The 25,782-nt window shown below is 65.4% G+C and carries 24 protein-coding genes; 16 read left to right on the top strand and 8 right to left on the bottom strand.

Annotated features, from left to right (window positions below; all coding sequences use genetic code 11):
• Positions 1-55: 55 nt before the first annotated feature.
• Positions 56-862, top strand: coding sequence for an SDR family NAD(P)-dependent oxidoreductase (locus DCM80_RS08995; RefSeq protein ID WP_257196641.1), 807 nt, complete (start codon positions 56-58; stop codon positions 860-862).
• A 59-nt stretch (positions 863-921) separates the two neighbouring features.
• Here the strand turns inward: DCM80_RS08995 and DCM80_RS08990 are convergent, their stop codons facing one another.
• Positions 922-1,692, bottom strand: coding sequence for a hypothetical protein (locus DCM80_RS08990; RefSeq protein WP_257196640.1), 771 nt, complete (start codon positions 1,690-1,692; stop codon positions 922-924).
• 448 nt (positions 1,693-2,140) lie between these two features.
• Here DCM80_RS08990 and DCM80_RS08985 point away from each other — a divergent pair, with 448 nt between their 5' ends.
• The 5 genes from DCM80_RS08985 to DCM80_RS08965 all read left to right on the top strand — a co-directional run bounded on the left by DCM80_RS08985 (position 2,141) and on the right by DCM80_RS08965 (position 8,242).
• Positions 2,141-2,905, top strand: coding sequence for a tetratricopeptide repeat protein (locus DCM80_RS08985; RefSeq protein ID WP_257196639.1), 765 nt, complete (start codon positions 2,141-2,143; stop codon positions 2,903-2,905).
• A 202-nt stretch (positions 2,906-3,107) separates the two neighbouring features.
• On the top strand, positions 3,108-4,499 hold the full coding sequence (locus tag DCM80_RS08980) for a tetratricopeptide repeat protein (RefSeq protein WP_257196638.1): 1,392 nt from the start codon (positions 3,108-3,110) through the stop codon (positions 4,497-4,499).
• A 399-nt stretch (positions 4,500-4,898) separates the two neighbouring features.
• Positions 4,899-6,803: a propionyl-CoA synthetase gene (locus tag DCM80_RS08975; protein WP_257196637.1), complete on the top strand. Its 1,905-nt coding sequence runs from the start codon at positions 4,899-4,901 to the stop codon at positions 6,801-6,803.
• Positions 6,804-7,036: 233 nt separating this feature from the next.
• A complete protein-coding gene (locus tag DCM80_RS08970; RefSeq protein WP_257196636.1) occupies positions 7,037-7,306 on the top strand; it encodes a hypothetical protein in 270 nt (89 codons plus the stop codon).
• A gap of 192 nt (positions 7,307-7,498) precedes the next feature.
• Positions 7,499-8,242, top strand: a complete 744-nt coding sequence (locus DCM80_RS08965; RefSeq protein ID WP_373569395.1) for an OmpW family protein — start codon at positions 7,499-7,501, stop codon at positions 8,240-8,242.
• Positions 8,243-8,340: 98 nt separating this feature from the next.
• Here DCM80_RS08965 and DCM80_RS08960 read toward each other — a convergent pair whose 3' ends face one another.
• Positions 8,341-9,036, bottom strand: coding sequence for a DUF1013 domain-containing protein (locus DCM80_RS08960; protein WP_028138702.1), 696 nt, complete (start codon positions 9,034-9,036; stop codon positions 8,341-8,343).
• A 265-nt stretch (positions 9,037-9,301) separates the two neighbouring features.
• On the opposite strand from DCM80_RS08960, the gene ispH reads away from it, so the two are divergent.
• The 3 genes from ispH to rnhA are packed head-to-tail and all read left to right on the top strand — an operon-like array spanning position 9,302 to position 11,721.
• Entirely contained in the window at positions 9,302-10,270 is a 969-nt protein-coding gene (ispH, locus tag DCM80_RS08955) for a 4-hydroxy-3-methylbut-2-enyl diphosphate reductase (protein ID WP_257178292.1), read from the top strand.
• Positions 10,271-10,276: 6 nt separating this feature from the next.
• Entirely contained in the window at positions 10,277-11,260 is a 984-nt protein-coding gene (locus DCM80_RS08950) for a homoserine kinase (protein WP_257196635.1), read from the top strand.
• A complete protein-coding gene (rnhA, locus tag DCM80_RS08945) occupies positions 11,257-11,721 on the top strand; it encodes a ribonuclease HI (RefSeq protein WP_257196634.1) in 465 nt (154 codons plus the stop codon). The genes DCM80_RS08950 and rnhA overlap by 4 nt, the downstream gene beginning before the upstream one ends.
• Positions 11,722-11,868: 147 nt before the next feature.
• Here rnhA and DCM80_RS08940 read toward each other — a convergent pair whose 3' ends face one another.
• The 6 genes from DCM80_RS08940 to DCM80_RS08915 form a co-directional block, all read right to left on the bottom strand.
• Positions 11,869-12,354, bottom strand: a complete 486-nt coding sequence (locus DCM80_RS08940; RefSeq protein WP_028138698.1) for a peroxiredoxin — start codon at positions 12,352-12,354, stop codon at positions 11,869-11,871.
• Between the two features lie 108 nt (positions 12,355-12,462).
• Positions 12,463-13,035, bottom strand: a complete 573-nt coding sequence (locus DCM80_RS08935) for a DUF924 family protein (RefSeq protein ID WP_257196633.1) — start codon at positions 13,033-13,035, stop codon at positions 12,463-12,465.
• 12 nt (positions 13,036-13,047) lie between these two features.
• A complete protein-coding gene (locus tag DCM80_RS08930; protein WP_257178283.1) occupies positions 13,048-14,733 on the bottom strand; it encodes a long-chain fatty acid--CoA ligase in 1,686 nt (561 codons plus the stop codon).
• A gap of 188 nt (positions 14,734-14,921) precedes the next feature.
• Complete coding sequence (locus DCM80_RS08925; protein ID WP_257196632.1) at positions 14,922-16,439, bottom strand: D-alanyl-D-alanine carboxypeptidase family protein; 1,518 nt, start codon at positions 16,437-16,439, stop codon at positions 14,922-14,924.
• Positions 16,440-16,628: 189 nt separating this feature from the next.
• Entirely contained in the window at positions 16,629-18,425 is a 1,797-nt protein-coding gene (locus DCM80_RS08920; protein WP_257196631.1) for a glucan ABC transporter ATP-binding protein/ permease, read from the bottom strand.
• A gap of 86 nt (positions 18,426-18,511) precedes the next feature.
• Positions 18,512-19,564, bottom strand: a complete 1,053-nt coding sequence (locus DCM80_RS08915) for an ABC transporter substrate-binding protein (protein WP_257196630.1) — start codon at positions 19,562-19,564, stop codon at positions 18,512-18,514.
• A gap of 228 nt (positions 19,565-19,792) precedes the next feature.
• On the opposite strand from DCM80_RS08915, the gene DCM80_RS08910 reads away from it, so the two are divergent.
• The 7 genes from DCM80_RS08910 to DCM80_RS08880 all read left to right on the top strand — a co-directional run bounded on the left by DCM80_RS08910 (position 19,793) and on the right by DCM80_RS08880 (position 25,488).
• A complete protein-coding gene (locus DCM80_RS08910) occupies positions 19,793-20,152 on the top strand; it encodes a hypothetical protein (RefSeq protein ID WP_257196629.1) in 360 nt (119 codons plus the stop codon).
• A 118-nt stretch (positions 20,153-20,270) separates the two neighbouring features.
• Complete coding sequence (hisE, locus tag DCM80_RS08905) at positions 20,271-20,675, top strand: phosphoribosyl-ATP diphosphatase (protein ID WP_257196628.1); 405 nt, start codon at positions 20,271-20,273, stop codon at positions 20,673-20,675.
• 45 nt (positions 20,676-20,720) lie between these two features.
• Positions 20,721-21,323: a YqaA family protein gene (locus DCM80_RS08900; RefSeq protein ID WP_257178275.1), complete on the top strand. Its 603-nt coding sequence runs from the start codon at positions 20,721-20,723 to the stop codon at positions 21,321-21,323.
• 46 nt (positions 21,324-21,369) lie between these two features.
• Positions 21,370-21,897: a hypothetical protein gene (locus DCM80_RS08895; protein WP_257196627.1), complete on the top strand. Its 528-nt coding sequence runs from the start codon at positions 21,370-21,372 to the stop codon at positions 21,895-21,897.
• Positions 21,898-21,933: 36 nt separating this feature from the next.
• Complete coding sequence (locus DCM80_RS08890) at positions 21,934-23,334, top strand: aspartate ammonia-lyase (RefSeq protein WP_257196626.1); 1,401 nt, start codon at positions 21,934-21,936, stop codon at positions 23,332-23,334.
• A gap of 265 nt (positions 23,335-23,599) precedes the next feature.
• Entirely contained in the window at positions 23,600-24,568 is a 969-nt protein-coding gene (locus tag DCM80_RS08885; protein ID WP_028138687.1) for a nitronate monooxygenase family protein, read from the top strand.
• A 146-nt stretch (positions 24,569-24,714) separates the two neighbouring features.
• A complete protein-coding gene (locus DCM80_RS08880) occupies positions 24,715-25,488 on the top strand; it encodes a thioesterase family protein (protein WP_257196625.1) in 774 nt (257 codons plus the stop codon).
• Positions 25,489-25,782 lie beyond the last annotated feature (294 nt).

Below are 25,782 nucleotides of genomic sequence, written 5' to 3'. Positions count from 1 at the left end.
CCCGGATGTCGCTCCGTTCATCCGGGCTACAAGAACAACAAGCGGGAGACATGCGATGGATCGGCTCAAGGGCAAGGTTGCGATGGTGGTGGGGGCCGGCTCGATCGGGCCCGGCTGGGGTAACGGCAAGGCCACCGCGGTGACCTTCGCGCGCGAGGGCGCCCAGGTGTTCTGCATCGACCGCAACGGCGCTGCGGCCGAGGAGACCGCGAAGATCATCACCAGCGAGGGCGGCAAGGCGACGGCGTTCACGGCCGATGTGTCCCGCGCGAGCGAGATCGAGGCCATGGTGGCGGCGTGCCTGAAGGCCTATGGCCGCATCGACGTGCTCGACAACAATGTCGGCATCGCCGAGATGGGCAGCGTGGTCGAGGTCACCGAGGAAAGCTGGGACCGCGTCTTCAGCGTCAATCTCAAGAGCGCCTATTTCGCCATGAAGCATGTCATCCCCGTGATGGTGAAGCAGGGCGGCGGCTCGATCATCAACATCTCCTCGATTGCCTCGATCCGCCACATGGGCATCTCCTACGTCACCTACGGCACCTCGAAGGCGGCGATGAACCAGATGACGCGCACCACCGCGATCGAGTTCGCGCGCCACCATGTGCGCGTCAATGCGATCCTGCCCGGCTTGATGAAGACGCCGATGGTCGAGCATTCCGCAGGCCTCGCCGCCAGCTACGCCAAGGGCGACGTCGAGGCGATGTGGCGCGCCCGCGATGCGCAGGTGCCGATGGGGCACATGGGCGATGCCTTCGACGTCGCCAACGCCGCGCTGTTCCTGGCCTCGGACGAGTCGAAATATGTGACGGGGATCGAGCTCGTGGTCGACGGCGGCATCACCTGCAAGGCGGGGGCTTAGCGTCAATCTCCGCTGTCGTCCCGGATCTACGCTACGCCTGTCCGGGACGACAGCGAGAGCTATCGCGCCAGCGCCAGGATGCCACCGGCGAACGAATGCCACGCCGCGCTCTCGCTGACCGGCCAGTTCAGCACCTTCACCGCCAGCAACGCCAGCGTGCCGTAGATATAGACCGGATGCACGCGGCCTTCGGCGCGCCAGTCGCGCACCATGGCGACGACGAGCAGCAGCGATGCGACGACGGCCGGCGGGATCGTGACCGGCACCGGCGGCGGGCCGGGAGGTCCGGGAGGCGCCAGGAAGGTCAGGAACCAGCGCGCGATGGCGGCGTCGAGGATCGAGACCGCAGCAAGCAGCATCAGCCGCTTGTGAACCTCGGGCCTGCGCGTGTTCACGATCGCGAGCACGAACACGATGGCGAAGAACGCGATCCCGCTCATCGGCACGATCGAGAAGCCAATGCCGGCCTCGCGCTGCCCGAGCGCGGCAGAATGCTGCATCACGTGCACGGAGGCGAGGAAGCCGAAGATCGTCATCGCGGTGGCGAGCGACACGCCGGCGATGCCGAGCGAGCGGTGATTGACCACACGACCCGAGGCCGCGAGCCAACTCTGCAGCACGAAATAGAGCGACCAGGTGAAGAACAAGAATCCGTGAAAATGAATCACGGGGCTTGCGGACAACGTCCGGTGCGCGAGCGGGACCCAATAGGTCGGCGCGAAACCGAGAAACGCGGTGGCCGCGCAGGCCAGGGACATATGCAGATAAAAATATCGTGCAGGCGACGCATCACGCGCGCGCACACGACGGTCGTCGGTCAGGGTCGTCATCACGAGTGAGTCTGGGATGGTGGGGTTTGGTTCAACGTGGCCGTTCATCCTCCGCGCTCGTCCCGCACAAGCGTGAGCGCTCAATTCTGCGCGATCGCAGCGAGGTGTCGAATCCGGCGTCGAGCAGGACCGGTGCGACAAAAAGGCCAGCGCGAGGTTGCGCTCCAGCGTCCAGGCGGACTGGACGGCACGAAGGCGATCAGCGCGCCGCCGACGGCGAGAAACGCCGGATAGGGGACTTGATCCGCCGCGTCAGCGCCGATAAGGCCAATGGCGCCGAGCAGAACGCGATGATCCGTTCGAATGTCGACACGATGATCCCCGAAACCGATGTGCGCGGTGCCACAAGCTAGCACCAATCCGGCCGTCATGGATTGTGCGGTCCCGAGGCAAGGCGTAAGGCAAGACCGAACCAAGACCGAAAGCAAAATTTCCGACTGCGACGAGCATGCGCGTTCAGAAACTGATCCAATCGTCAGGTGCCGTGGTGCTCTGCGCGCTCTCGCTCGGCGCCGCCCAGGCTGCGACCGGCGGCGAGCCGGCAGCGGTGATCAAGATCGATGTCGAATCATGCCTCGCGGCGGCCGCGGCCGACGAGATGGACAGGGCCGCCACGGCCTGCGCCGCCGTGATCGACAATGAGAAGACCGCCAAGGAGGACCTGATCAAGGTGCTGGTCGCGCGCGCGGCTCTCTACGCGCGGCACGATCAGGTCGACCGCGCCATCGCCGACGACAGCCGCGTTCTCCTGCTCGATCCCACGCTTGCCGACATCTTCAATGCGCGTGGCGAGCTCTGGCTCAGGAAGGGCGACAGGCCCAAGGCGGTGCAGGATTTCGCTGCGGCCCTGAAGATCGATCCAAACCACGAGAAGGCCAAGGCCAATCACAAGGCGATGGCGCGCGAGCTCGAGCGCATCGGCGCGCAGATGGCCGTCGCCGGCAAGCCCAGCTTCAACTGCCGGAATGCGGTCCGGGCCGTGGAGAAGGCGATCTGTCGAAATCGCGAGCTGGCCGATCTCGACCGCGAGATTTTCGGGTCCAACGCGCGCGCGATCCGGGAGGCGCGCAACCCGGCGGATGCCAGGAAGCTCCAGCGCGAGCAGGATGAGTTCATCGCCCGCCGCAACGCGGCGTACGGCCGGCCGGGCTACGATCTGAAGAAGGCGATGCAGGAGCGGCTGCAACAGATCAACGGGGTGGACGGGTATTGAGGTCATGCCCGCCTTGTCCCGCCGGCGCGGCCGAAGCCGCTTCGGCGCGGCGAAGGCCTGGGCATCCACGGTCTTAGTGCTGAGGGTAAGGCGTGGATGGCCGGGTCGAGCCCGGCCACGCCGGCGTGGACAGGCCCGAATTGAACCCATCCCTTGCCCGCCGCGACAATGGTGAAAACCTGACGTCACGGAGCAAACTGCCATGTGCGGCACGCATCATTCCGCGCAAGCGCTTTGGCTTGCCAAGAGTTCGTTTCGCGCCTTTTTTCTCGGCGCTGCCATGAGTTTCGTCCTCGTTGCGCCGGCCTCGGCCGGGACCGACTGCGTGACGGGCAGCAAGGCTGCTCCAGCGGAGCTGCTGCCCGCCTGCACGACCATCATCGACCAGGCCGCCAATCCCGCCTCCGATCGCGCCGCGGCCCTGCTGGTTCGCGCCGATGCCCATGCCCGGACTTCGGGCGGCCTCACCCAGGCCCTGCGGGACCTCGACCGCGCCATTGCGCTCGACGGCAGGAATGCAAAGGCCTGGCGCCTGCGCGGCGACCTCCTGCGCGAGGCCGGCGGCGATCTCAACCGCGCCGCGGCCGACCTCAGCAAGGCGATCGAGCTCGACCCCGCAGACGCAGAGGCCTACGAGCTGCGCGGCGTCGTCTACACCAATCAGCGCCGGCTCGACCGCGCGCTCGCCGACTACGACCAGGCGATCAAGCTGAAGCCGGACTATGCGCAGGCCTGGTCCGACCGCGGCGTGGCCCACTATCTCGGCGGCGACAACGAGAAGGCGATCAAGAACTTCGACGAGGCCTTGCGGCTCGACCCCGACCGGCCCCGCACCTATACCAATCGTGGGGCGGCCTATAAGAAGCTCGGCCAGCTCGACAAGGCGGTCGCCGATGACGGCGAAGCGATCAGGCGCGATCCCAAGGTGCCGGAGTATTACGACAACCGTGGCCTGACCTATGCTGCGATGGGCGAGTACGACAAGGCCATTGCCGACTACGACCTCGCGATCCGGCGGGAGCCGCGCGCCAATTTCCTGACCAACCGCGGCGATTCCTATCAATTCAAGGGCGAGCTCGGGGCCGCGCTGAGCGACTACGAGGCCGCACTGAAGCTCGATCCGAATTTCGCAAAGACCTACAACAACCGTGCCGTGCTCTACAAGAAGATGGGCGAGCGTAAGAAGGCGCTGGCGGATTACGAGATGGCGCTGAAGCTAGACCCCGGCAACGAGAACGCAGCGAATGGCCGCCGGGCCATGATTGCCGAGATCGCGAAGTTCGGCGCGGCGTCCCCGGGGCCCATGCACGCGCGCTCGCCCGACGACCGCGGTCCGTCATTCGATTGCGCCACCGCAAAGCGCGAGGTCGAGCAAGTGATCTGCGCCGATCCGCAGCTTGGCGTGCTCGACCGTCAGATCGCCGAGGCCTATGCGCGTGTGCTGAAATCCGCAGGCAAACGCGCGGCGGATGGCCTGCGCAAGTCCCAGCGCGATTTCCTCGTCACGCGCGATGCGAGCTTCCGTCGCCCCGGCTATGACCTGAAGAAGGTCATGCAGGATCGCTTGCTGCGGCTGAACGCGATGGAGAGCTGAGGCGCCCCTTCGCATCTCCCCGCGTGCGGCAGGGCCATGGCCTTGGTGTCGCTCCGCTGCGGCGCATCCTTCGAGACGCCCGCCTCCGGCGGGCCCTCAGGATGAGGGCGGAGTGTGTGGCAGCTGCTTTAGCGGGCGCCGAGGCCCGTTAAGCCTCATCCTGAGGGACCGCGGAAGCGGTCGTCTCGAAGGACGAGGCGCGCGCTCAGGTCTTTCAAAGAAGCCACATGCGACGACCCTGTCGCAAGCGGGGAGAACCTGTCTCTTTTCAGCTTGAACCGCGGCCCGTTCCCGGGAAAATAGCCCTCAAACAAGGCCGGCATTGATCCTGGTCATGGCGGGGCGTCTGTCCTGCCACGAGGTTCGGGGCCGGGCGAATAAAGGGAACGGGAGCGCGCAATGAACGGTAAAAGTCGTTATCACGAGGTCCATGCGCGCTCGCTCGCCGACCCCGAGGGCTTCTGGGCCGAGGCCGCCAAAGACATCGACTGGATCGAGCCGCCCAGGAAGATCTTCGACCCTGGCCAGGGAACCTACGGCCGCTGGTTCACCGGCGGTGTCGTCAATACCTGCTACAACGCGCTCGACCGCCATGTCGCGGGCGGCCGCGCCGACCAAGTCGCGCTGATCCACGATTCGCCGCTGACCGGCAGCGTCACCAGATTGACCTATGCCGAGCTGCTGAACGAGGTGCAGGCGCTCGCCGCCATCATGCATGATTTCGGCGTCGCCAAGGGCGATCGTGTCATCCTCTACATGCCGATGGTGCCGGAGGCCGTGGTCGCGATGCTCGCCTGCGCGCGGATCGGGGCGGTGCATTCCGTGGTGTTTGGCGGCTTCGCCGCGAAGGAGCTTGCCACCCGCATCGACGACGCGCAGCCGAAACTCATTCTCTCCGCAAGCTGCGGCATCGAGCCCGGCCGCATCGTGCAGTACAAGCCGCTGCTCGACGAGGCGATCAAGCTTGCCGGCAGCAAGCCGAAAGCCTGCATCGTGCTGCAACGTCCGCAGCTCACCTGCGATCTGACGCCGGGCCGGGACTACGATTGGGCGAGCCTGCGCCGCAAGGCGCTGAACGAGGGCAAGAAGGCAGCTTGCGTGCCCGTTGCGGCGACCGATCCGCTCTACATCCTCTACACCTCGGGCACCACGGGCATCCCGAAGGGCGTCGTGCGCGACAATGGCGGCCATCTCGTCGCGGTGAAATGGTCGATGTTCAACCTCTATGGCGTCAAGCCGGGCGAGGTGTGGTGGTGCGGCTCCGACATCGGCTGGGTGGTCGGCCACAGCTACATCGTCTATGGCCCGCTGTTGCACGGCGCGACCACGATCATGTACGAGGGCAAGCCGGTCGGCACGCCCGACGCCGGCGCGTTCTGGCGCGTGATCTCGGAGCACAAGGCGGTTGCGTTCTTCACCGCGCCGACTGCGTTCCGCGCGATCCGGAAGGAGGATCCGGAAGGACAATTCATCCGGCAATACGACCTTTCGAAATTCCGCACCCTGTTTCTCGCCGGCGAGCGCGCCGATCCGCCGACGGTCGAATGGGCGGAAGCGCAGCTGAAGGTGCCGGTGATCGACCATTGGTGGCAGACCGAGACCGGCTGGTGCATCGCCGGCAATCCGGTCGGACTCGGCATGCTGCCGGTGAAGCACGGCTCGCCGACGGTACCGATGCCGGGCTATCAGGTCGACGTGGTCGATGAGGCGGCCAAGCCCGTGGGGCCCAACACGATGGGCTCGATCGTCATCAAGCTGCCGATGCCGCCGGGCTGTTTGCCGACGCTGTGGAATCAGGATGCGCGCTTCAAGGAAGCATATTTGAGCGAATTCCCCGGCTACTACAAAACCTCGGATGCCGGCTACAAGGACGAGGACGGCTACGTCTTCGTCATGGGCCGCACCGACGACATCATCAACGTCGCCGGCCATCGGCTCTCCACCGGCGGCATGGAGGAGATCCTGGCCTCGCATCCCGATGTCGCCGAATGCGCCGTGCTCGGCGTCAAGGACGCGATCAAGGGCGAGGTGCCCTGCGGCTTCCTGGTGCTCAAGGCCGGCGTGAAACGCGCGCCGGCCGAGATCGAGAAGGAGATCATTGCGTTGGTGCGCGACAAGCTCGGCCCGGTCGCCGCCTTCAAGCTCGCCATCACCGTCGGCCGCCTGCCCAAAACACGCTCCGGCAAGATTCTGCGCGGCACCATCAAGAAGATCGCCGACGGCGACTCCTGGACCATGCCGGCGACGATCGAGGATCCCAAGGCGCTCGACGAGATCGGGGAGGCGCTGAAGGGGCGGGTGTGAGGTTTGCTCTGACAGTCGTGCCAGTGAGGCGCGAGGCCGTCTCTCCAACCTCAACTGTCATCGCCCGCGGAAGCGGAGCCAGTACGCCGCGGCAGCAGTGTGACCCAATGACCGCCGCGGCGTACTGGATTCCCCGCCTGCGCGGGGAATGACAGCGTGCGCGCAAGTAGCGTCCCGGGACTTACAATCTCCGTATTCCGCGCTAAACAGGGCCGGCCAACAGGGGATCTCGTATGCCACTCGCCGCCGCGCCACGCCTGCTGACCGTCTTGGCTCTCGCCGTCGTTCTCTCCGCCTGCTCCTCGCGCTACCAGAATGCGGTGGCTGTGGGCGGCGACGATGACGACGCGGTGTGCCAGGGCCGCGGCTATGCGCAGGGTTCGCCGGAATACGTGGCCTGCCGCAAGGACCGCGACGTCCAGCGCAACGCCGCCACCGCGCGCGCCGACCGCCGCCAGCGCGACCTCGGCGAATACATGCTGAACCATCCCGAGCGGCCCTGACGCGGGATGCGGCACCATGTTGCCGCCTGGCGCGTCTCGCCTTCGTGCATTTCGTGACACATCTGCAACGCCGTGGCCAAATCGTGGCGGCCTTCGCCTGAATTGATCGGGATCAAATCCCCCAGCGGCCCCTTTCTGCTCTGACGCTCATGTCGCGCAACGATGCGCGGGAAATGGCTGAAGGGGATTGAAATGCAGAGAACGACAAGAAACCTGGCGCGGCTTGCGACTTTTGGCGCGATGCTCGTGGGCACGTTTGCATCGGTGCAGGCCGCCGATTTGCTTTACAAGAAGGCGCCGCCGCCGGTGGAGGCTTTCAATCCGTGGATGATTCGCCTGCGCGTGCTCGGCGTGTTGCCGGACGGCGGCGGCTCGACCGTCAATGTGGCGGGCGTGCCCTCGCTGTCCTCGCCGAACTCCGGCCTCTCGATCAGCGACCAGGTCGTCCCCGAGCTCGACATCAGCTATTTCTTCACCAAGAACATCGCGGCCGAATTGATCCTCGGCGTGACCCGGCACTCGATCACCGGCACCGGCTCGCTCGCGAGCCTGCCGATCGGCAAGACCACGCTGCTGCCGCCGACGCTGACGCTGCAATATCACTTCGACCAGTTCGGCGCGTTCAAGCCGTATGTCGGCGCCGGCGTGAACTACACCGTGTTCTTCAACAATTCGGCGGCCAATGCGCCCGCCGCCATCGCCGGTCCGCCCGCGATCGTCGCCACCACCACCAACCTGCACGTCAGCAACGCCTGGGGCGGCGCCGTCCAGTTCGGCTTCGACTACATGATCGACCGGCACTGGGGTCTCAACGTCGACGTCAAGAAGCTCTGGCTGCGTCCGGATTTCAGCGCGACCGTCTCCGGCCTGCCGGTCACCGGCACCGCGCATATCGATCCGTGGCTGGTCGGCGCCGGCGTGACCTACAAGTTCTGAGGCGCTTGCGGCGTTCGTCTCGACGCCCGCGATCTCACACGAAAAACGCGGCAGGTTTCCCTGCCGCGTTTTTTTGTGCGGTATCGTCGAAGCAGGAATTACTCCTCCTCGTCGTCCTGCTTCTTGCCACCGAGCGTCTTCAGCTTGGCGAACACGGCATCGACGTTGAGGTCGTCGCTGGACTTCTCCGCGGACTCGTACTCGTCCTTGCGGGTGGTCTCGGAGGCCGGCAGCAGCGTGGCGCCGCCATAGGCCGCATCGATCGGCTTTTCCTTCGCGGCGCGTTGCACCTCGAAATCGAGCTCGATCTGCGAGCAGAGGCCGAGGGTGACGGGATCGATCGGGGTGAGCTGGGAGGTGTTCCAGTGGGTGCGGTCACGCACGCTGGCAATGGTGCTCTTGGTGGTGCCGACCAGACGCATGATCTGGGCGTCCTTGAGCTCGGGATGGCTGCGCAGCAGCCAGAGGATGGCGCTCGGACGCTCGTGGCGGCGCGACACCGGGGTGTAGCGCGGGCCCTTGCGCTTGGGCTGCGGCGGCAGCACCACTTTGCTCTCCTGCAGGCGGAGCCGGTAATCCGGATTCTTCTCGCCCTTCTCGATCTCCTCGCGGGTGAGCTGGCCGTTGGAGAGGGGATCCATGCCCTTGATGCCCTGGGCCGCATCACCGTCGGCGATCGCGCGCACCTCGAGGGGATGCATTTTGGTGAAATCGGCGACCTGGTCGAACGTCAGCGCGGTGTTGTCGAGCAGCCAGACGGCGGTCGCCTTGGGCATCAGAGGTGCGTTGCTCATGGCAAATCTCCTTTGTGCTTCGCCCACCCCTTTGGAGGCGAAACCGGTGGTCATCAGCGATGACAGGGAATTCGCGCTATATAAGCCGGGAGGGGCTGGCCACGCAATGGTTCTGCTATAGATAGTGCCTTGACAGCGCCCGAAAGGGGGCCCAATTCCCTTAGAAATCGCGGTATAGTTCAACCCGACCGTTTTAAGCCCTATTCCATCCATCGACCGCCCCCGCCAGAAGGCGAAACGGGTGATTCGGTCCCGAGATCGCTCAATGTCAGCCAAACCAGACCTCAAGATCGTGCTTTGTTCTCCCCGCGGCTTCTGTGCCGGGGTGGTCCGGGCGATCGACACCGTGGAACGGGCGCTCGATAAATACGGCGCCCCCGTCTATGTTCGCCACGAGATTGTGCACAACAAATACGTCGTCGACGGGTTGAAGAAGAAGGGCGCCATCTTCGTCGAGGAACTCGCCGAAATCCCGGAGAATACGTCCGCGCCGGTGGTCTTCTCGGCGCATGGCGTGCCGAAATCGGTGCCGGCCGACGCCCAATCCCGCAATTTGTTCTCGCTGGATGCGACCTGCCCGCTGGTGACCAAGGTCCATCGCGAGGCCGCGATCCATTTCAAGCGTGGCCGCGAGATCTTCCTGATCGGCCATTCCCACCACCCCGAGGTGGTCGGCACGCTCGGCCAGCTTCCGGCTGGTGCCGTGACCCTGATCGAGACCGCCGAGGACGCCAAGACCATCGCCCCGAAGGATCCCAACAACCTCGCCTTCGTGACCCAGACCACGCTGTCGATCGACGACACCGCGGAGATCGTGGCGCTCTTGAAGGAGCGCTTCCCCAACATCAACGGCCCGCACAAGGAAGACATCTGCTACGCCACCACCAACCGCCAGCTCGCGGTGAAGAAGGTGGCGCCGGTGGTGGACGCGCTCATCGTCGTCGGTGCCCCCAATTCGTCGAACTCGCAGCGCCTGCGCGAGGTCGCCGAGCGCGAGGGCTGCAAGATCGCGGTGCTGGCGCAGCGTGCCGCGGACATCGACTGGGACAAGTTCGGCAACCTCACGAGCCTCGGAATCACCGCGGGCGCCTCCGCGCCTGAGGTGATCGTCGAGGAGATCATGGACGCCTTCGCCGAGCGCTACACGCTGCATGTGGAGACGGTCTCGGCCGCGGAAGAGAACGAGTTCTTCCCGCTGCCGCGTCAGGTACGTCCCGAAGCCGCCGCCGAGTAGACCTTGATGGCGGTCTATACCGACGTCGCCGCCGACGAGCTTGCGGATTTCCTGAAGCAATATGAGCTCGGCGAATTGCTCTCCTACAAGGGCATCGCCGAGGGCGTCGAGAACACCAACTTCCTGCTGCATACCAGTCAGGGGTCGTTCATCCTCACGCTCTACGAGAAGCGCGTGGCGAAGAACGATCTGCCGTTCTTCCTCGCGCTGATGACGCATCTGGCCGAGCACGGCGTCAATTGCCCGCTGCCGGTGAAGGGACACGACGGCGAGGCGCTGCGCGAGCTGTCGGGGCGGCCTGCGGCCATCATCACCTTTCTCGAAGGCATGTGGCCGCGCAAGCCGAACGTGGCGCATTGCGCCGGCGTCGGCGAGGGCTTGGCGAAGATGCATCTGGCCGGGGCGAACTTCGGGATCAGGCGCGCCAACGCGCTGTCGGTCTCCGGCTGGCGGCCGCTGTTCGATGCGGCCTCACACCGCGCCGACGAGGTGCAGCCGGGCCTGCGCGCCTTCCTCGCGGCCGAGCTCGATCATCTCTCGAGCGGAATCTGGCCGACCGATCTGCCGGAAGGCGTGATCCACGCCGACCTCTTCAACGACAACGTCTTTTTCCTCGGCGACAAGCTGTCCGGGATCATCGACTTCACCTTCGCCTGCAACGACATGCTGGCCTACGACGTCGCGATCTGCCTCAACGCCTGGTGCTTCGAGCCGGATCATTCCTTCAACGTCACCAAGGCGAGGGCCTTCCTCAACGCCTATGGCCGGGTGCGAAAGCTCTCGGAGGCGGAAGAGGCCGCGCTGCCGCTGCTGGCCCGCGGAGCGGCGATCCGCTTCCTGCTGACGCGGCTGGTCGACTGGCTCAACGTGCCGCCCGGTGCGCTGGTGAAGCCGAAGGATCCGCTGGAATATGTCCGCAAGCTGCGCTTTCACCAGGGCGTCGGCAGCGTGCGCGACTACGGGCTGATGCCCTCGGGGCTTGTGGCGTGAGCGAGCGTCCGAATGTCACGATCTATACCGATGGCGCCTGCTCGGGAAATCCGGGGCCGGGCGGCTGGGGCGCGATCCTGAGGTTCGGCGACAAGGAGAAAGAGCTGAACGGCGGGCAGCCGCACACCACCAACAACCAGATGGAGCTGATGGCGGCGATCTCGGCGCTCGAAGCGCTGAAGAGGCCGTGCATCGTCGATCTCTACACCGACAGCCAGTACGTCCGGCAGGGCATCACCGGCTGGATCTTCGGCTGGAAGCGCAACGGCTGGCGCACCGCCGACAAGAAGCCGGTGAAGAATGTCGAGCTATGGCAGCGCCTCGACGCCGCGCTGAAGCAGCACGAGATCCGCTGGCACTGGGTCAAGGGCCACGCCGGCCACCCCGAGAATGAGCGCGCCGATCAACTCGCGCGAGACGGCATCGTGAAGGCGCGGTTGCAGCAGCGGGTGAGCGAGTAGGCTGCATCGCCTCACCCTCAACTGTCATCGCCCGCGAAGGCGGGCGATCCAGTATTCCAGAGACGCTTGTGATTGAGCCGAGAGGCCGCGGCGTACTGGATGCCCCGGTCGAGCCGGGGCATGACAGCGTCTGTTGTCGCGACGCGCTTACAGCTGCCCGAGCAGCGTATCGCCGCCGGAGACCTCGACCTTGCCGGGCATCGCCTCGAGGTTCAGCTTCTTGACCACGCCGTCCTCGACCAGCATCGAATAGCGCTTGGAGCGGATGCCGAGGCCGTTGGCGGAAGCGTCAAGCTCCATGCCGATCGCCTTGGTGAAGTCGGCGTTGCCGTCGGCGAGGAAGGTGGCCTCGTCGCGCTGGTCGGTGTCGCGCTTCCAGGCGTTCATGACGAAGGCGTCGTTGACGGAGACGATCGCGATGCTGTCGACGCCCTTGTCCTTCATGGCGTAGGCGTTGAGGAAGATGCTCGGCAGATGCATCTTGTGGCAGGTGCCGGTGTAGGCGCCGGGCACCGCGAACAGCGCCACCTTCTTGCCCTTGAAGATATCGTCGGTGGTCTTCACCTGCGGGCCTTCCGCGGTCATCACGCGGAACTTCGCCTCGGGCAGCTTGTCGCCAATCTGGATCGCCATCGTCAGTCTCCCTGAAAATCGGTCCCGCTTTTTAGACCGTGCGGCGGGCCTGCACAATATTGCCGGCGGTGAAAGCGGCGGAGGCGGCGGTCCTTCACCTCGATGTCATCAGCCGGCAAAACCGCCACTGTCGAGGAAGGCCTGCTCTTCCGCCGTGGACGTACGCCCGAGGACGCGGTTGCGGTGAGGGAAGCGGCCGAAGCGGCGGATGATGTCGGCATGCTCCCGGGCGTATTTCAGGTTCTCGGCATTGTCGGCCTTGTTGGCATTTTCGGCGTCTTGAAACAGCGCGACGCAATGCAGCTGGTCGGGCAGGTGCTCCGAATGCATGAAGGGCAGATAGAGAAATTCGCGCAGGATCGGATCGACCCTGGCATCGACACCCCGGTCGATGGCGCGGCGGGCGACCTCGCGCGCCAGCGCGTCGCTGGCAAAGGCCTCGGGCGTGCCGCGAAACATGTTGCGGGGAAACTGGTCGAGCACGATGACGAGCGCGAGGGCGCCTGCGTCACTGTCTTCCCATGATGCCAGTTCGGCGGCGGCCGCCTTCTGCCACAGCGCAAGAAAGCGGCGCCGGATCTCCGCGTCGAAAGCGTCGTCGCGCGCGTACCAGCGCTCGCGGCCGGCTTCGCGCCAGAAGGCAAGAATGCCTGATGGCGCGATGTCACCGACGTCCGTCATCAGCGGAGCAGCTTACGCCGCCTCGGCCTTCTTCTCGTCGCGCAGCTGCCGGCGCAGGATCTTGCCGACATTGGTCTTGGGCAGGTCGGTGCGGAATTCGATCTGCTTGGGCACCTTGTAGCCGGTGAGCTGCTCCTGACAGAACTTGATCACCGCCTCGGCGGTGAGGTTGGGATCCTTCTTCACCACGAAAGCCTTCACCGCTTCGCCCGACTTGGAATCGGGGATGCCGATCACGGCGCATTCGAGCACGCCCGGATGGCCCGCGATCACTTCCTCGACCTCGTTCGGATAGACGTTGAAGCCGGAGACCAGGATCATGTCCTTCTTGCGGTCGACGATCTTGGTGTAGCCCTTCTCGTCCATGATGCCGATGTCGCCGGTGCGGAAATAGCCGTCCGCGGTCATCACCTTGGCGGTCTCCTCCGGCCTGTTCCAGTAGCCCGACATCACCTGCGGACCCTTGGCGCAGATCTCGCCGGCCTGACCGAGCGGGACCTCGTTGCCGTCGTCGTCGCGGATCGAGATCCAGGTCGACGGCACCGGGATGCCGATCGATCCCGTGAATTCGGTTGCCGTTGCCGGATTGCAGGTCAGCGTCGGCGACGTCTCCGACAGGCCGTATCCCTCGGCGATGAAGCAGCCGGTGACCGCCTTCCATTGATCGGCCACGGGACGCTGCACCGCCATGCCGCCGCCGTTGGAGATCTTCAGCTTGGAGAAGTCGAGCTTCTTGAAGTCGGGATGGTGCATCAGGCCGTTGTAGAGCGTGTTGACGGCCGGGAAGCTGTTGACCTGGTATTTCGCCAGCTCCTTGATGAAGCCGGGGATGTCGCGCGGATTGGGGATCAGGAGATTGCAGCCGCCGGCGCGCACCGCGAGCAGGTAGCAGGCCGTCAGCGCGAAGATGTGATAGAGCGGCAGCGCGCAGACGATCATGAGCTGATCGACATGCGGCGGCGCGGCCAGCGCCGGCTGCAGCCAGGCATCGTTCTGCAGCACGTTGGCGACGATGTTGCGATGGAGCAGGGTGGCGCCCTTGGAGAGGCCGGTGGTGCCGCCGGTATATTGCAGGAAGGCGACGTCGCCGGGCGAGAGCTTGGGCTTGCTGAAGGTCATGCCGCGGCCGGCGGACAGGGCGTCGTTGAATGAGACCGAGCCCGGCAGCGACCACGCCGGCACCATCTTCTTGACGCGGCGAACGACCAGGTTGACGATCACGCCCTTGAAGCCGAGCAGGTCGCCCATGCTGGCGACGATGACATGCTTCACCGCCGTCCTGGCGATCACCTGCTCGACGGTGTGGGCGAAATTCTCCAGCACGATGATGGCTTCGGCGCCGGAATCCTTGAGCTGGTGCTCGAGCTCACGCGGGGTGTAGAGCGGGTTGACGTTGACGACAGCGAAGCCGGCCCGCAGCACCGCCGCGGTCGCGACCGGATATTGCAGCACGTTCGGCATCATGAGGGCGACGCGGGCGCCACGCTGCAGTCCGCGGCCCTGCAGATAGGCCGCGAGTGCGACCGACATCTGGTCGAGGTCGCGGTAGCTGATCGACTTGTCCATGCAGATGAACGCCTTGCGATCGGCGAACTTGGTGAAGCTCTCCTCCAGCAGGTCGACCAGCGATGCGTATTGGGTCGGCTCGATATCGGCGGGCACGCCGGGCGGATATTGCTTGAGCCAGATGCGCTCCATGGAAAACTCCCCTCATTGACCAGAGCCCGTTGTGTCTCGGGCTTGCCGCATTGCCGCCAGTATCGAGCCTGCCGGAACCGGTGGCAAGCCGTCGACGCTTAGGGCAAAGGTCGGGAAGTGGCTACTGGAATCGTCGCGAATGGCTGTCGCAGGTGCGAAGCCGGGCCGGATCGGCCCGGGGTGCGCCGTTAACTGTTGTTGGCCGGCTTGGCCGCGGGCTTGGTCGCGGCCTTGGGCTTGGCGGGCTTCGGATCGCCGCCGGCCGCAGGCTTCTCGGCGGGTTTAGCCGCCGCATCAGGCTTGGCGGCAGCATGCTTGGGCGCTGCCGGCTTCGCCGCAATCTTGTGGTCGCTCTTTGCGTCGTTCTTGCCGTTGTTCCCGCCGTTGCTCTTCACCCCCGCCGGCTTGGCATCCGGCTTCACCGCCGCGGCCTTGGTGTCCTTGCTGGCGTCCTTGCCCGCCGCGTCTTTCGGCTTGTCGGCCGCATCCGGCTTCTTGGCCACGCGCGACTTCTTGCCACGCGGCTTGGAGGACGCCGCCTGCTGGTCGGCATCGGCCGCGACCGCCGCGATCAGGGCGGGGCCGGTGCGAGTCGGGCCGGTGTAGACCAGCACGGGCTCGGTCGGCGCCGGCGCCGAGGCCATCAGCTCGGAGGCCTTCATCAGGGGCGGCTGCAGGCCGGCGGTGAAGAAGGTCACCTGGGCTTCGCCGCCGGTCGCGGACGCCGATCCGGTGGCGCCGCCATTGGCGGCAATCAGCGCATCGTCGTCGTCGCTGGCCGGCCGCTTGCGGTGGGGCCCGCACATCTCGTCGCGCAGGTTCGGCGGCGAGGCGTCGACCGGCACGAGGTTATCGACCGTGCCCAGCGAGGGGCGAAGCCATGTCAGAGTGTCCTGGCTGAAGCCGCGCTCCAGCAGCTGCGCGGCCTTCACCGCGCGCGCGGTGCCGGAGCTCGCGCCCAGCACCACCGCGATCAGCCGGCGGCCGTTGCGCGTGGCCGAGGCGACGAGATTGTAGCCGGAGGCGCAGATGAAGCCGGTCTTGAAACCGTCGGCGCCGGGATAGCGGCCGATCAGCTTGTTGAAATTACCGGTAACGCGCTTGCCAAAGCGGATCGCCGGGATGTGCACGAAATATTCGTACTCCGGCAGGTCGCGCAGGAACGCGCGCGCGAGAATGCCGAGGTCGCGCGCCGACGTGATCTGGCCCTCGGCGGGCAGGCCGTTCGGATTGACGTAGCTGGTCTGCGTCATGCCGAGCTTCCTCGCGGTGTCGTTCATGATCGCAGAGAAGCCGTCGACCGAACCGCCGACACCTTCGGCGAGCACCACGGCCATGTCGTTCGCCGACTTGACCATCACCATCTTCAGCGCGTTGTCGACGGTGAGCTGCGTTCCCGGACGGAACCCCATCTTCGAGGGCGATTGCGCGGCGGCGACCGGCGAGACCGTGAGCAGCGTGTCGAGCGTCAGTCTGCCCTCCTTGACCGCCTTCAGCGTCACATAGGCGGTCATGATCTTGGTGACGGAGGCCGGATACCAGGGAATGGTCGCGTTGTCCGCCTGCAGCACCTTGCCGCTGTCGGCCTCGATGAGCAGCAGCGCCTCGGCGCTCGCTCCGCGCGGCGCCAGCAGCGCGGCACATGCGAAGCTCGCAGCGAACAGGTTGAACAAGGATTTGCGAAGCAGCGGGCGTAGGGCGTGCACTATCCGATTCCGGTCCTTGGAGGCCCGCCGGTTCCCGGCGGCTCTCGTGATCTGATTGTCGGTTCTGAAATCCAGCGCCGCCGCTTGCGGCGCAGCGAACCTATACCGGCTGATGCGTCGAGAATAGGGGGCCGGGTGCGGTATTCCGCAATGAAATAGGCCGAATTTCGACGGCGCTGTGGGGACTTGCTAGGGGGATTTGGCGGCCGTCGCGGCAACCTCGGAGGTCGTCACGCTGGCCCGTGCGTTTTCCTGCACCATGAACTGAGCCCTGGCGAGCTCGGCAAAATGGCCGCCTTTGGCCACGAGTTCATCGAAAGTTCCGCTTTCGGTCACGCGGCCATTCTCGAACACCAGGATCCGCGTGGCGTTGCGGATGGTGGAGAGGCGATGGGCGATGACGAAGGTGGTCCGGCCCTTCATCACTTCGTCGAGAGCGGCATTCACCTTGGCCTCGGTGACGGCGTCGAGCGCCGAGGTGGCTTCGTCCAGGATCAGGATCGGCGGGTCCTTCAGCAGCGCGCGGGCGATCGACAGGCGTTGCCGCTCGCCGCCGGACAGCATGCGCCCGCGCTCGCCGGCATTTGTCTCGAAGCCGCCGCTGCGCTCGATGAATTCGAGCGCTTGCGCGCGCGCGGCCGCCTGGCGCATCTCGGCCTCGGTCGCATCCGGCTTGCCGACGCGCAAATTCTCCGCGATCGACCGGTTGAACAGCAGCGCTTCCTGGAACACGACGCCGATGTTCCGCCGCAGCGAGGTCAGCGTCACGCCGCGCAGGTCCATGCCGTCGATCTTGATGACGCCGGATTGCGGGTCGAAGGCGCGGTGCAAGAGCGCGATCGCGGTCGATTTGCCGGCGCCGGTCGGGCCGACCAGCGCGATGGTCTGGCCGGGCAGCGCGGTGAAGGTGAGATCCTCGATCGCCGGCCGCTTGCCGTCATAGGAGAAGGTGACGTCGTTGAACTCGACGAGGCCGGACAGCCTGCCGGCGTCGATCGCGTCGGACCGGTCGCGCACGGCGGGCACGGCGTCGAGCACATTGAAGAACTCGCGCAGGCGCGGGGCTTCCATGAACACGTTGTTGATGAAGCTCACGACCTGTTCGAGCTTCTGGATCAGCATCGTGGCGAAGCTCACGAACATCACGATCTCGCCGACCGAGGTCAGTCCCTGGTCGTGCAGCGCGATGCCGAACGTGAAGATCGCCAGCACCGTGATGGTGGTGGAGGCGCGCGTGATGACGGTGACCAGCGCCCACCACGACAGCACCGGCATCTGGGCTTCGAGCAATTGATCGGCGACGGAGCGCAGGCCCTTCACCTCGGCCTCGACGCGGACGAAGCTCTGAACCAGCGCGACGTTGCCGAGCGCGTCGGAAGCGCGCGCAGAGAGCTTGCTATATTGCTCCTCGACCTCCATCTGCATGCCGAAGGTCTTGCGCACCACGAAGGTCGTCAGTGCGGTGAAGACGATGCAGAGCACGAACAGCAGGATGGCGAGCCGCCAGTTCAGGTAGAGTGACAGCGGCAGCAGCACCACGACCGAGAGGATCGCGGCAAAATGCTCGCGGAAGAAGCCGAGCCACAGCCGCCACAAGGCGTCGGTGCCGTTGAGCATCACCTTCATCAGCCGGCCCGAATGAGTGCCGGAGTGGAAGGTCAGCGGCAGTTGCAGAATGTGCTCGAAATAGTCGGTCAGCACCGCCTGGCGTTGGCGGTGCGAGAGCCGGTCGGCCTGCAAGGCCACGATCGCGCTGCACAGGATGGTGAAGAGCCCGAACGCGACCCAGGCGGCCAGGAACGGCCAGGCCGAGTTCGAGCCGGCCACGGTCTTGCCGGAGAGCACGTCGACGATCCGGCCGAACAGCACGGGTTCGGCGAATTGCGAGCCCGCCAGCAGCAGATTGGCGACCGCGAGCAGCCAGCCCAGCCGCGCCTCGCTGCCGAGTAATTCGAGAACGCGAGTATAGAGACGGAGGATGGACATGCGGGTGACGAAGCTCGAGCGGACGACGGAGCCCGTATTCTAAGCCGGGATCGCGCGCGAGATATAGCGGAAGCCGCCGATTTTTCTCAATTGATCAGCCGTTCGGCGACCGGCGGCAGGAATTGGTCGTCGAAGACGTCACCCGGGGTCGGCCGCTTGCGGAATTTGAAGTCCTGCGCGATCTGGTCGATCGAGCGTTCCAGGCGCCGTGGCTCGATGCCGCCGAGACCGTTGCGCTTGACCTCGTCGGTCAGGACGTTGTCGGCAAGGACGGTGCGCAAGCGTTGCAGCTCCAGGTCGCGGTCGCCGCCGCCGATGCGGCTCGCGGCGTCGTCCGCCGCACGCGCCGGCTCCTTCACGGTCGTGGCGATGCCGGCGATCAAGGCGCGGACGAAGCCTTTCACGGCGTCCGGCTTTGCTGCGGCGAAGGCGGCATTGACCGCCACGGCGAAGCCATAGGCCTCGCAGCCGTAATCGGCATAGCGCAGCACCACGAGATCTGCGCCGGGCACGCCGCGGTCGCGCAGGTTCACCGCCGAGAGGTGGCTGAAACCCGCGACGGCATCGACCTGTCCCGCGGAGAGGATCGGCTCGCGCACCGCCGCGCTGATCTTGTGGAATTTGACGCGCGATGCCTTGATGCCGTTCTGCTGCGCCAGCGCCGGCCACAGCCGCATCGACAGGTCGGCCTCGGCAACGCCGACGGTCTTGCCGTCGAGATCGGGCAACAGATGGATGCCGCGGCTCCTGCGCGCCATGATCGCGTAGGGCGCGCGGTTGAACAGCACGAACACCGCCTTGACCGGCGCCGCGTCCTCCTTGTCGCGAAACCGGATCAGCTCGTTGATGTCGACGAGCGCAAGCTCGCTGGCGCCCTTGGCGACGCGGGCGAGTGCCTCCGGCGATCCGGCCGCGCTGCTGAAGGACACGTTCAGACGCTCGGTGCCGAACCTGCCGTCCTTTGCCGCAAGGAAGAACGGCGCCATGCTTGCGTCGGGCGGGCGGTCGAAGCTGAAGTGAATGGCAATTGAGGACGGCGCAGGCGTCTCGGCCGCGCTGACACCGCGTGGAATCAGTGTCGCAAGCGAGATCGTGAAGGCCAGCAGGCAACGAAGCGCGATCGTCTTGAATTCCGACATCAGTTGCGCCGGTCCCGCATTGTTATGGTTTCGTGACGCTCGCAGCGCCGGCCGGCGACACCGTGCGCGCGCGAACATGAACGGCGGATGAGCGGCGGTTGCGTCACGATTACGCAACCCCGTTCAGCTTGTGTTGGGGTTGGGGAACCCAACTTAGGTCATGCGGGTTTGAAAGCATGAGCCTGTCCGCAGGCGTCCATTCCCAGGTCCCAAAGGAGGGCCCAAGACATGTTCGACCGATTCTCCAAGATTGCGGGCCGCAAGGCCATTCTCGCTACCGCCGCCGTGGTGGCTCTGACCGCCGCTGCACCCACCGCCTCTTACGCGGGCGGTCGTCATTGGCATGGCGGTGGTGGCGGCGCCGCCGCTGCCGCAGCGATGTTCGGCCTGGCCGCGACCGGCCTGGCGATCGCAGCCAGCCGCGATGCCTACGCCTATGATCCGGGTCCGGGTTACTATTACGACAGCGGCCCGGTCTACTACAGCGGCCCTGGCTACGGACCCCATTACGGCTCCTACAACCGCCATCGCTATGGTGGCTACACGAACGTCTGCGCCCACGGCTATTCGGGCTACAGCTGCTATTAACTGATCGGCCCTGCGGCATCGGAGAACAGGCCGTCGCGCTTGCCGCGCCGGCCTGTTTTCTGCTTTCATTGCCGAGCGTTAACACGCCCGCCATTTGTTTAGAGTAGTTTTGAGTACCATGAGTGATTCGCTTGAGCGGCTATATCTGGCTGTGCTCGCGGCCAGGGATCTTGATCCGGCAACATCGCGGACCGCCCGGCTGTTTCAGCGCGGGCCCTCGAAAATGGCCAAGAAGCTCGCCGAAGAGGCCATCGAGGTCGTGATCGATGCCGTCAATGGCGACTCCGAGGCCGTGATCCGGGAAAGCGCCGACCTCTTGTACAATCTCACCGTGCTCTGGGCCTCTGCCGGCGTGCGCCCCGAGGACGTCTGGCGCGAGATGACGCGGCGGGAAGACATGCTCGGCATCGCCGAGAAGCTGCCGAAATCCTCGATGAAGCTGCCCAAGGTCGCGTCACCGCGCGTGGCCGCCAGGCGGCCAATTGTCGCGCTCGAGGGGCGCGCCGCGCGCAAGCGCCACTAGAAACCTCACAATTCGCCCCAATCTCGGCATGGACAAATCCGTCCCATGGTGCTTCATCGCGGCGCCATGCTGAAACGTATCTACGATTGGTGCATCGACGCCGCCCACAAGCCATACGCGCTCTGGATCATGGGGGCCGTATCCTTCGCCGAGAGCTCCTTCTTTCCGGTCCCGCCGGACGTGATGCTGATTCCGATGTCGCTGGCGCGCCCGCAGCGCGCCTGGCTCTACGCCGCAATCTGCACCGTGACCTCGGTGCTCGGCGGCGTGGTCGGGTATGCCATCGGTGCGCTGCTGTTCGACTCGGTCGGCCAATGGCTGATCCAGGTCTACGGCCTCGCCGACAAGGTCGACGCCTTCCGGGCCTCCTATGCGGAATGGGGTGCCGTCATCATCCTGCTCAAGGGGCTGACGCCGATTCCCTACAAGCTCGTCACCATCACCTCGGGCTTTGCCGGCTACAACATCCTCCTGTTCATCCTGTGCTCGATCGTCGCGCGCGGCGGACGCTTCTTTGTCGTCGCGATCCTGCTCAACCGCTACGGCGACTGGATCCGGGTCAGGATCGAGCGGCATCTCGGACTCTGGGTTGCCCTCGGCGCCATCGTCCTGGTGCTCGGCTTCGTGGTGGCGATCAAGCTGATCTAGACCTCCGCGCTTTGCCGTCACCTCTGGTTCGGCTACGGTTGTGGTCATGACGGATCGATCCGGCAAACAGGTCATGCGACCGGCCACGTTGATTCTCGCGGTGCTTTCGCTCCTGCTCGGTGGCGGGACCGCGTTGACGCAATCTGCGCCACCATCCCTCGGCTTGCAGGCGCCGGGCGCGCAGGCCGCGCCGCCACCCGCTCCATCGGCGCCGCCGGCGCAAGAGGAAAATCCCGGGCTGATCAATGAAATGGGCAAGCTGTTCGACAAGTTGCCTTCGATCCTGCCGCCGATCAAAAGCCCCAGTGAAACCATGAATGACCTGTCACGGCTGGCCAAGCCCTCGACCATGGTGTCGGGGCGCGTGGCCTGCCCGGTCTCGTCGAACGGCGCGCCAGACTGCAAGCAGGCCGCCGACCAGCTCTGCCAGGGCAAGGGCTACAAGGAAGGCAAGAGCCTGAATGCCGATTCCGCGGAAAAATGCTCGGCCAAGGTCTTGATCCCCGGCCGGCAACGCAAACCGGACGACTGCCGCACCGATACTTTCGTGACCAGTGCCCTATGCCAGAACTGACGTGATGGTCTCGCGCGCAAGCAACAAGGAGCGCCCATGAGCCGGACGGAGCAGGACTTCCTCGGACAGCGTGAGATCGCCGACGACATCTACTACGGCGTCCAGACCATCCGGGGTAAGGAGAACTTCCACATCACCGGCATTCCGATGAACCAGGAGCCTTACTTCGTGAAGGCGCTCGGTTACGTCAAGAAGGCCGCCGCCATGGCCAATCGCGATCTCGGCGTGCTCGACGCCAGGGTCGCGGACGCGATCATCCTCGGCTGCGACCGCGTCATCGCCGGCGAGATGATGGATCAGTTCGTCACCGATTTCATCCAGGGCGGTGCCGGCACCTCCACCAACATGAACGCCAACGAGGTGATCGCGAATCTCGCGCTGGAATCGCTCGGCTTCGGCAAGGGCGACTATCAGCACGTCAGCCCCAACGACCACGTCAATTACGGCCAGTCGACCAACGACACCTATCCGACCGCCTTTCGCCTCGCGCTGATCCTGCGGCTCGAGAGCTACATGACCGCGCTGCGCCAGCTCCAGGAAGCTTTCTTCGCCAAGGGGCGCGAGTTCGACCGTGTTCTGAAGATGGGCCGCACGCATCTGCAGGATGCCGTGCCGATGTCGCTCGGTGCGGAATTCCGCGGCTGGGGCACCACGATCGGCGAGGAGGTCGAGCGCATCTCGGAAGCGCGTGCGCTGCTGCGCGAGATCAATCTCGGCGCCACTGCGATCGGCACCTCCGTCACGGCCGCGGTCGGTTATCCCAAACTCGCGGTCCGGCATCTGAGCGCGCTCACCGGCGTCGACTTCATCCTCGCCGGCGATCTCGTCGAGGCGACCTCCGACACCGGCGCCTATGTGCAACTCTCGGGCGTGCTGAAGCGCACGGCGAGCAAGCTGACGAAAATCTGCAACGACATCCGCCTGCTCGCCTCCGGCCCGCGCGCCGGCTTCAACGAAATCAACCTGCCGCAGCTGCAGCCGGGCTCTTCGATCATGCCCGGCAAGGTCAATCCCGTGATCCCCGAAGTGGTCAACCAGACCAGCTTCCTCGTCATCGGGCTTGACACGACGGTGACGCTGGCGGCCTCGGCGGGACAGCTCCAGCTCAATGTGATGGAGCCGGTGATCTCGTTCGCGCTGTTCTTCTCGATCCGAACCATGGAGCGCGCGGTCAACAGCCTGCGCGAGAATTGCGTGGTCGGCATCACAGCCAACGAGGAGCACACCCGCAACATGGTGCTGAACTCGCTCGGCATCGTCACGGTGCTGAAGCCGCTGCTCGGCTACAAGCAATGCGCCGAGATCGCGCGCGAGGGCTACAAGAGCGGCAAGTCGCTGCACCAGATCGTGGTGGTCGAACGCCAGCTGTTGACGCAGGAGAAGTGGGACGAGATGTTCTCGTTCGAGCGGCTGATCAATCCGGATCTGATTGAGTAGGAGCTGGTCTGTCCTCTCGTCATTTTCGGGCACGCGAAGCGCGAACCCGGAATCCATTTCACGGCGCATACTGACGCCCAATGGATTCCGGGCTCGCGCCTTTCGGCGCGCCCCGGAATGACGCCGAGAGAATTCCACGCCTTGGAATAGTATCGCTGGCGCCTCCGCCACGGCGTCAAAACGCAATACTTGACAGTGGAAAGATTGCCTTGTTGGTATGGCGCCCAACCTTCCATGACCGGCCAAAAGAGAGGATCGTCTCGCAATGTCCATGCCTGCCTTGTTCAAGGGGCGCCTGTCGATCCCCGTGATCGGCTCGCCGCTCTTCATCATCTCGGTGCCCGATCTCGTGATCGCGCAGTGCAAGGCGGGGGTGGTCGGTTCGTTTCCGGCGCTGAACGCGCGCCCGCCGGAGCTGCTCGACGAATGGCTGGCACGGATCACCGAGGAGCTCGCGGCCTATGACCGCGCTCATCCGGAACGGCCGTCGGCGCCGTTTGCTGTCAACCAGATCGTGCACAAGTCGAACAACCGGCTCGACCACGACATGCAGCTCTGCGCCAAGTACAAGGTGCCGATGATCATCTCCTCGCTCGGGGCCCGCGAGGAGCTGAACCAGGCGGTGCACGGCTGGGGCGGCATCGTCTTCCACGACGTGATCAACCAGAAGTTCGCGCACAAGGCGATCGAGAAGGGTGCCGACGGCCTGATCCTGGTCGCGGCGGGGGCCGGCGGCCACGCCGGCACCATCTCGCCGCTCGCCTTCGTGGCCGAGACGCGAAAATGGTTCGACGGCCCGATCGCGCTGTCGGGCGCGATCGGCAACGGCAAGGCGATCCGCGCCGCACGCATCCTCGGCGCCGACTTCGCCTATATCGGCTCGGCCTTCATCGCCACCAAGGAAGCCAACGCGGTCGAGCGCTACAAGGAGATGATCGCGGGCTCGAGCGCCGACGACATCGTCTATTCCAACCTCTTCACCGGCGTGCACGGCAATTATCTGAAGCCCTCGATCCTGGCTGCCGGCATGGATCCGGACAATCTTCCGACCTCCGATCCCTCCAAGATGAATTTCGGCACCGACGCCTCCGGCGAACGCGCCAAGCCGAAGGCCTGGAAGGAGATCTGGGGGAGCGGCCAGGGCATCGGCAGCATCGACAAAGTGGTGCCCGCAGCCGAGCTGATCGCGCGCTTCAAGAAGGAATATGACGAAGCGATCGATCCGCCGTTGTAGTTTCACGTGTCCCGGACGCGCTGCAGCGTGCAACGCTGCTGCGCAGAGCCGGGACCCACTGCAGCAACGTATGGACCCCGGATCGGCAGCGCACCGCTACGCGCTGCGCAGCGTCCGGGGAACGTCAACTGAGACGGGTTGAACGGATGACCGCGATCTACCGCGTCGACGGAAATAGCGTCCACACCAGCCCGGATGCCGCCGGTCCCTGGGATCGGCGCATGCAGCACGGCTCGGCGCCGGCCTCGCTGGTGACGTGGGCGGCCGAGCGCATCCCGACGCCTGCTCCGATGGACATCGCGCGCGTCACCATCGACCTGATGCGCCCCGTCCCGGTGGCGCCGCTCACGATCGCTACCGAGGTCCTGCGCGAGGGCCGCAAGATCCAGCTCTGCAACATCAAGCTGCTGGCCGACGGCGTCCAGGTGGTCGGCGCAACCGTGCTCAAGATCCGGCGCCAGGCCCTGGCGCTGCCCGACGAGGTCGAGGAGCTTCCGGTCACGCTGCCCTCGCCGGAGGACTCGCTGGCCGAGGACGGTCACGCCGCCACCAGCCCGTTCGTGCGTTCGGTCTCGATGCGTGCCGCGCGCGGCCGCTTCGGCCAGGCCGGCGCCGGCGCGATCTGGTTTCGCGTCGACCATCCGCTGATCGAGGGGGAAGCGATCTCGCAGGCCATGCGCGCCGTGGTCGCCGCCGATTTCTCCAACGGCACCGCCTCGACGCTCGACTTCCGCGCCTGGACCTACATCAATGCCGACCTCAGCGTGAGCTTCGCGCGTCAGCCGGTCGGCGAGTGGATCCTGCTCGACGGGGAGTCCTGGATCGGCGCCGACGGCAGCGGGCTTGCCATGTCGCGCCTCGCCGACCGCCAGGGCTATTTCGGCCGCGCGGTGCAGAGTCTGGTGATCGAGAAGCGCTGAGGCGACGGCATGACGAGCGAGCGATGCTCGCGCGTCGACCTCACTGTCATGCCTCGGCTTGACCGAGGCATCCAGTACGCCGCGGCCTCTCGATTCAACAACGACTGTCTCTGGAATACTGGATCGTCCGGTCAAACCGGACAATGACACCGATCGTGAGAAAGCTATGTCGCGCATTGCGCAACTGAACGGCAGGCTTCCGCCGCCGCGGAAGGGATGCGAGGTCGGGTTCGACCCGGGCATCCTGCCAGTTCACATTCCGTAGAAGATCTTGATCTCCCACAGCACCACGAT

It is taken from the genome of Bradyrhizobium sp. WBOS08 (assembly GCF_024585125.1).
In the GTDB taxonomy this organism is placed as follows: domain Bacteria; phylum Pseudomonadota; class Alphaproteobacteria; order Rhizobiales; family Xanthobacteraceae; genus Bradyrhizobium; species Bradyrhizobium japonicum_B.
Note: the sequence above shows the minus strand (reverse complement) of the source record. Positions and strands in the feature narration are given on the sequence as shown.

Coding starts and splice junctions, on each gene's coding strand:
- DCM80_RS08940 (WP_028138698.1), bottom strand. CDS start 12,354: ATGGCGATCCAGATTGGCGACAAGCTGCCCGAGGCGAAGTTCCGCGTG.
- DCM80_RS08900 (WP_257178275.1), top strand. CDS start 20,721: ATGGTGCTTCATCGCGGCGCCATGCTGAAACGTATCTACGATTGGTGC.
- DCM80_RS08970 (WP_257196636.1), top strand. CDS start 7,037: ATGCCACTCGCCGCCGCGCCACGCCTGCTGACCGTCTTGGCTCTCGCC.
- DCM80_RS08910 (WP_257196629.1), top strand. CDS start 19,793: ATGTTCGACCGATTCTCCAAGATTGCGGGCCGCAAGGCCATTCTCGCT.
- DCM80_RS08920 (WP_257196631.1), bottom strand. CDS start 18,425: ATGTCCATCCTCCGTCTCTATACTCGCGTTCTCGAATTACTCGGCAGC.
- DCM80_RS08965 (WP_373569395.1), top strand. CDS start 7,499: ATGCAGAGAACGACAAGAAACCTGGCGCGGCTTGCGACTTTTGGCGCG.
- DCM80_RS08930 (WP_257178283.1), bottom strand. CDS start 14,733: ATGGAGCGCATCTGGCTCAAGCAATATCCGCCCGGCGTGCCCGCCGAT.
- DCM80_RS08960 (WP_028138702.1), bottom strand. CDS start 9,036: ATGAGCAACGCACCTCTGATGCCCAAGGCGACCGCCGTCTGGCTGCTC.
- DCM80_RS08950 (WP_257196635.1), top strand. CDS start 10,277: ATGGCGGTCTATACCGACGTCGCCGCCGACGAGCTTGCGGATTTCCTG.
- DCM80_RS08975 (WP_257196637.1), top strand. CDS start 4,899: ATGAACGGTAAAAGTCGTTATCACGAGGTCCATGCGCGCTCGCTCGCC.
- DCM80_RS08985 (WP_257196639.1), top strand. CDS start 2,141: ATGCGCGTTCAGAAACTGATCCAATCGTCAGGTGCCGTGGTGCTCTGC.
- DCM80_RS08980 (WP_257196638.1), top strand. CDS start 3,108: ATGTGCGGCACGCATCATTCCGCGCAAGCGCTTTGGCTTGCCAAGAGT.
- DCM80_RS08895 (WP_257196627.1), top strand. CDS start 21,370: ATGACGGATCGATCCGGCAAACAGGTCATGCGACCGGCCACGTTGATT.
- DCM80_RS08995 (WP_257196641.1), top strand. CDS start 56: ATGGATCGGCTCAAGGGCAAGGTTGCGATGGTGGTGGGGGCCGGCTCG.
- DCM80_RS08915 (WP_257196630.1), bottom strand. CDS start 19,564: ATGTCGGAATTCAAGACGATCGCGCTTCGTTGCCTGCTGGCCTTCACG.
- DCM80_RS08885 (WP_028138687.1), top strand. CDS start 23,600: ATGTCCATGCCTGCCTTGTTCAAGGGGCGCCTGTCGATCCCCGTGATC.
- DCM80_RS08990 (WP_257196640.1), bottom strand. CDS start 1,692: ATGACGACCCTGACCGACGACCGTCGTGTGCGCGCGCGTGATGCGTCG.
- DCM80_RS08880 (WP_257196625.1), top strand. CDS start 24,715: ATGACCGCGATCTACCGCGTCGACGGAAATAGCGTCCACACCAGCCCG.
- DCM80_RS08890 (WP_257196626.1), top strand. CDS start 21,934: ATGAGCCGGACGGAGCAGGACTTCCTCGGACAGCGTGAGATCGCCGAC.
- DCM80_RS08935 (WP_257196633.1), bottom strand. CDS start 13,035: ATGACGGACGTCGGTGACATCGCGCCATCAGGCATTCTTGCCTTCTGG.
- ispH (WP_257178292.1), top strand. CDS start 9,302: ATGTCAGCCAAACCAGACCTCAAGATCGTGCTTTGTTCTCCCCGCGGC.
- hisE (WP_257196628.1), top strand. CDS start 20,271: ATGAGTGATTCGCTTGAGCGGCTATATCTGGCTGTGCTCGCGGCCAGG.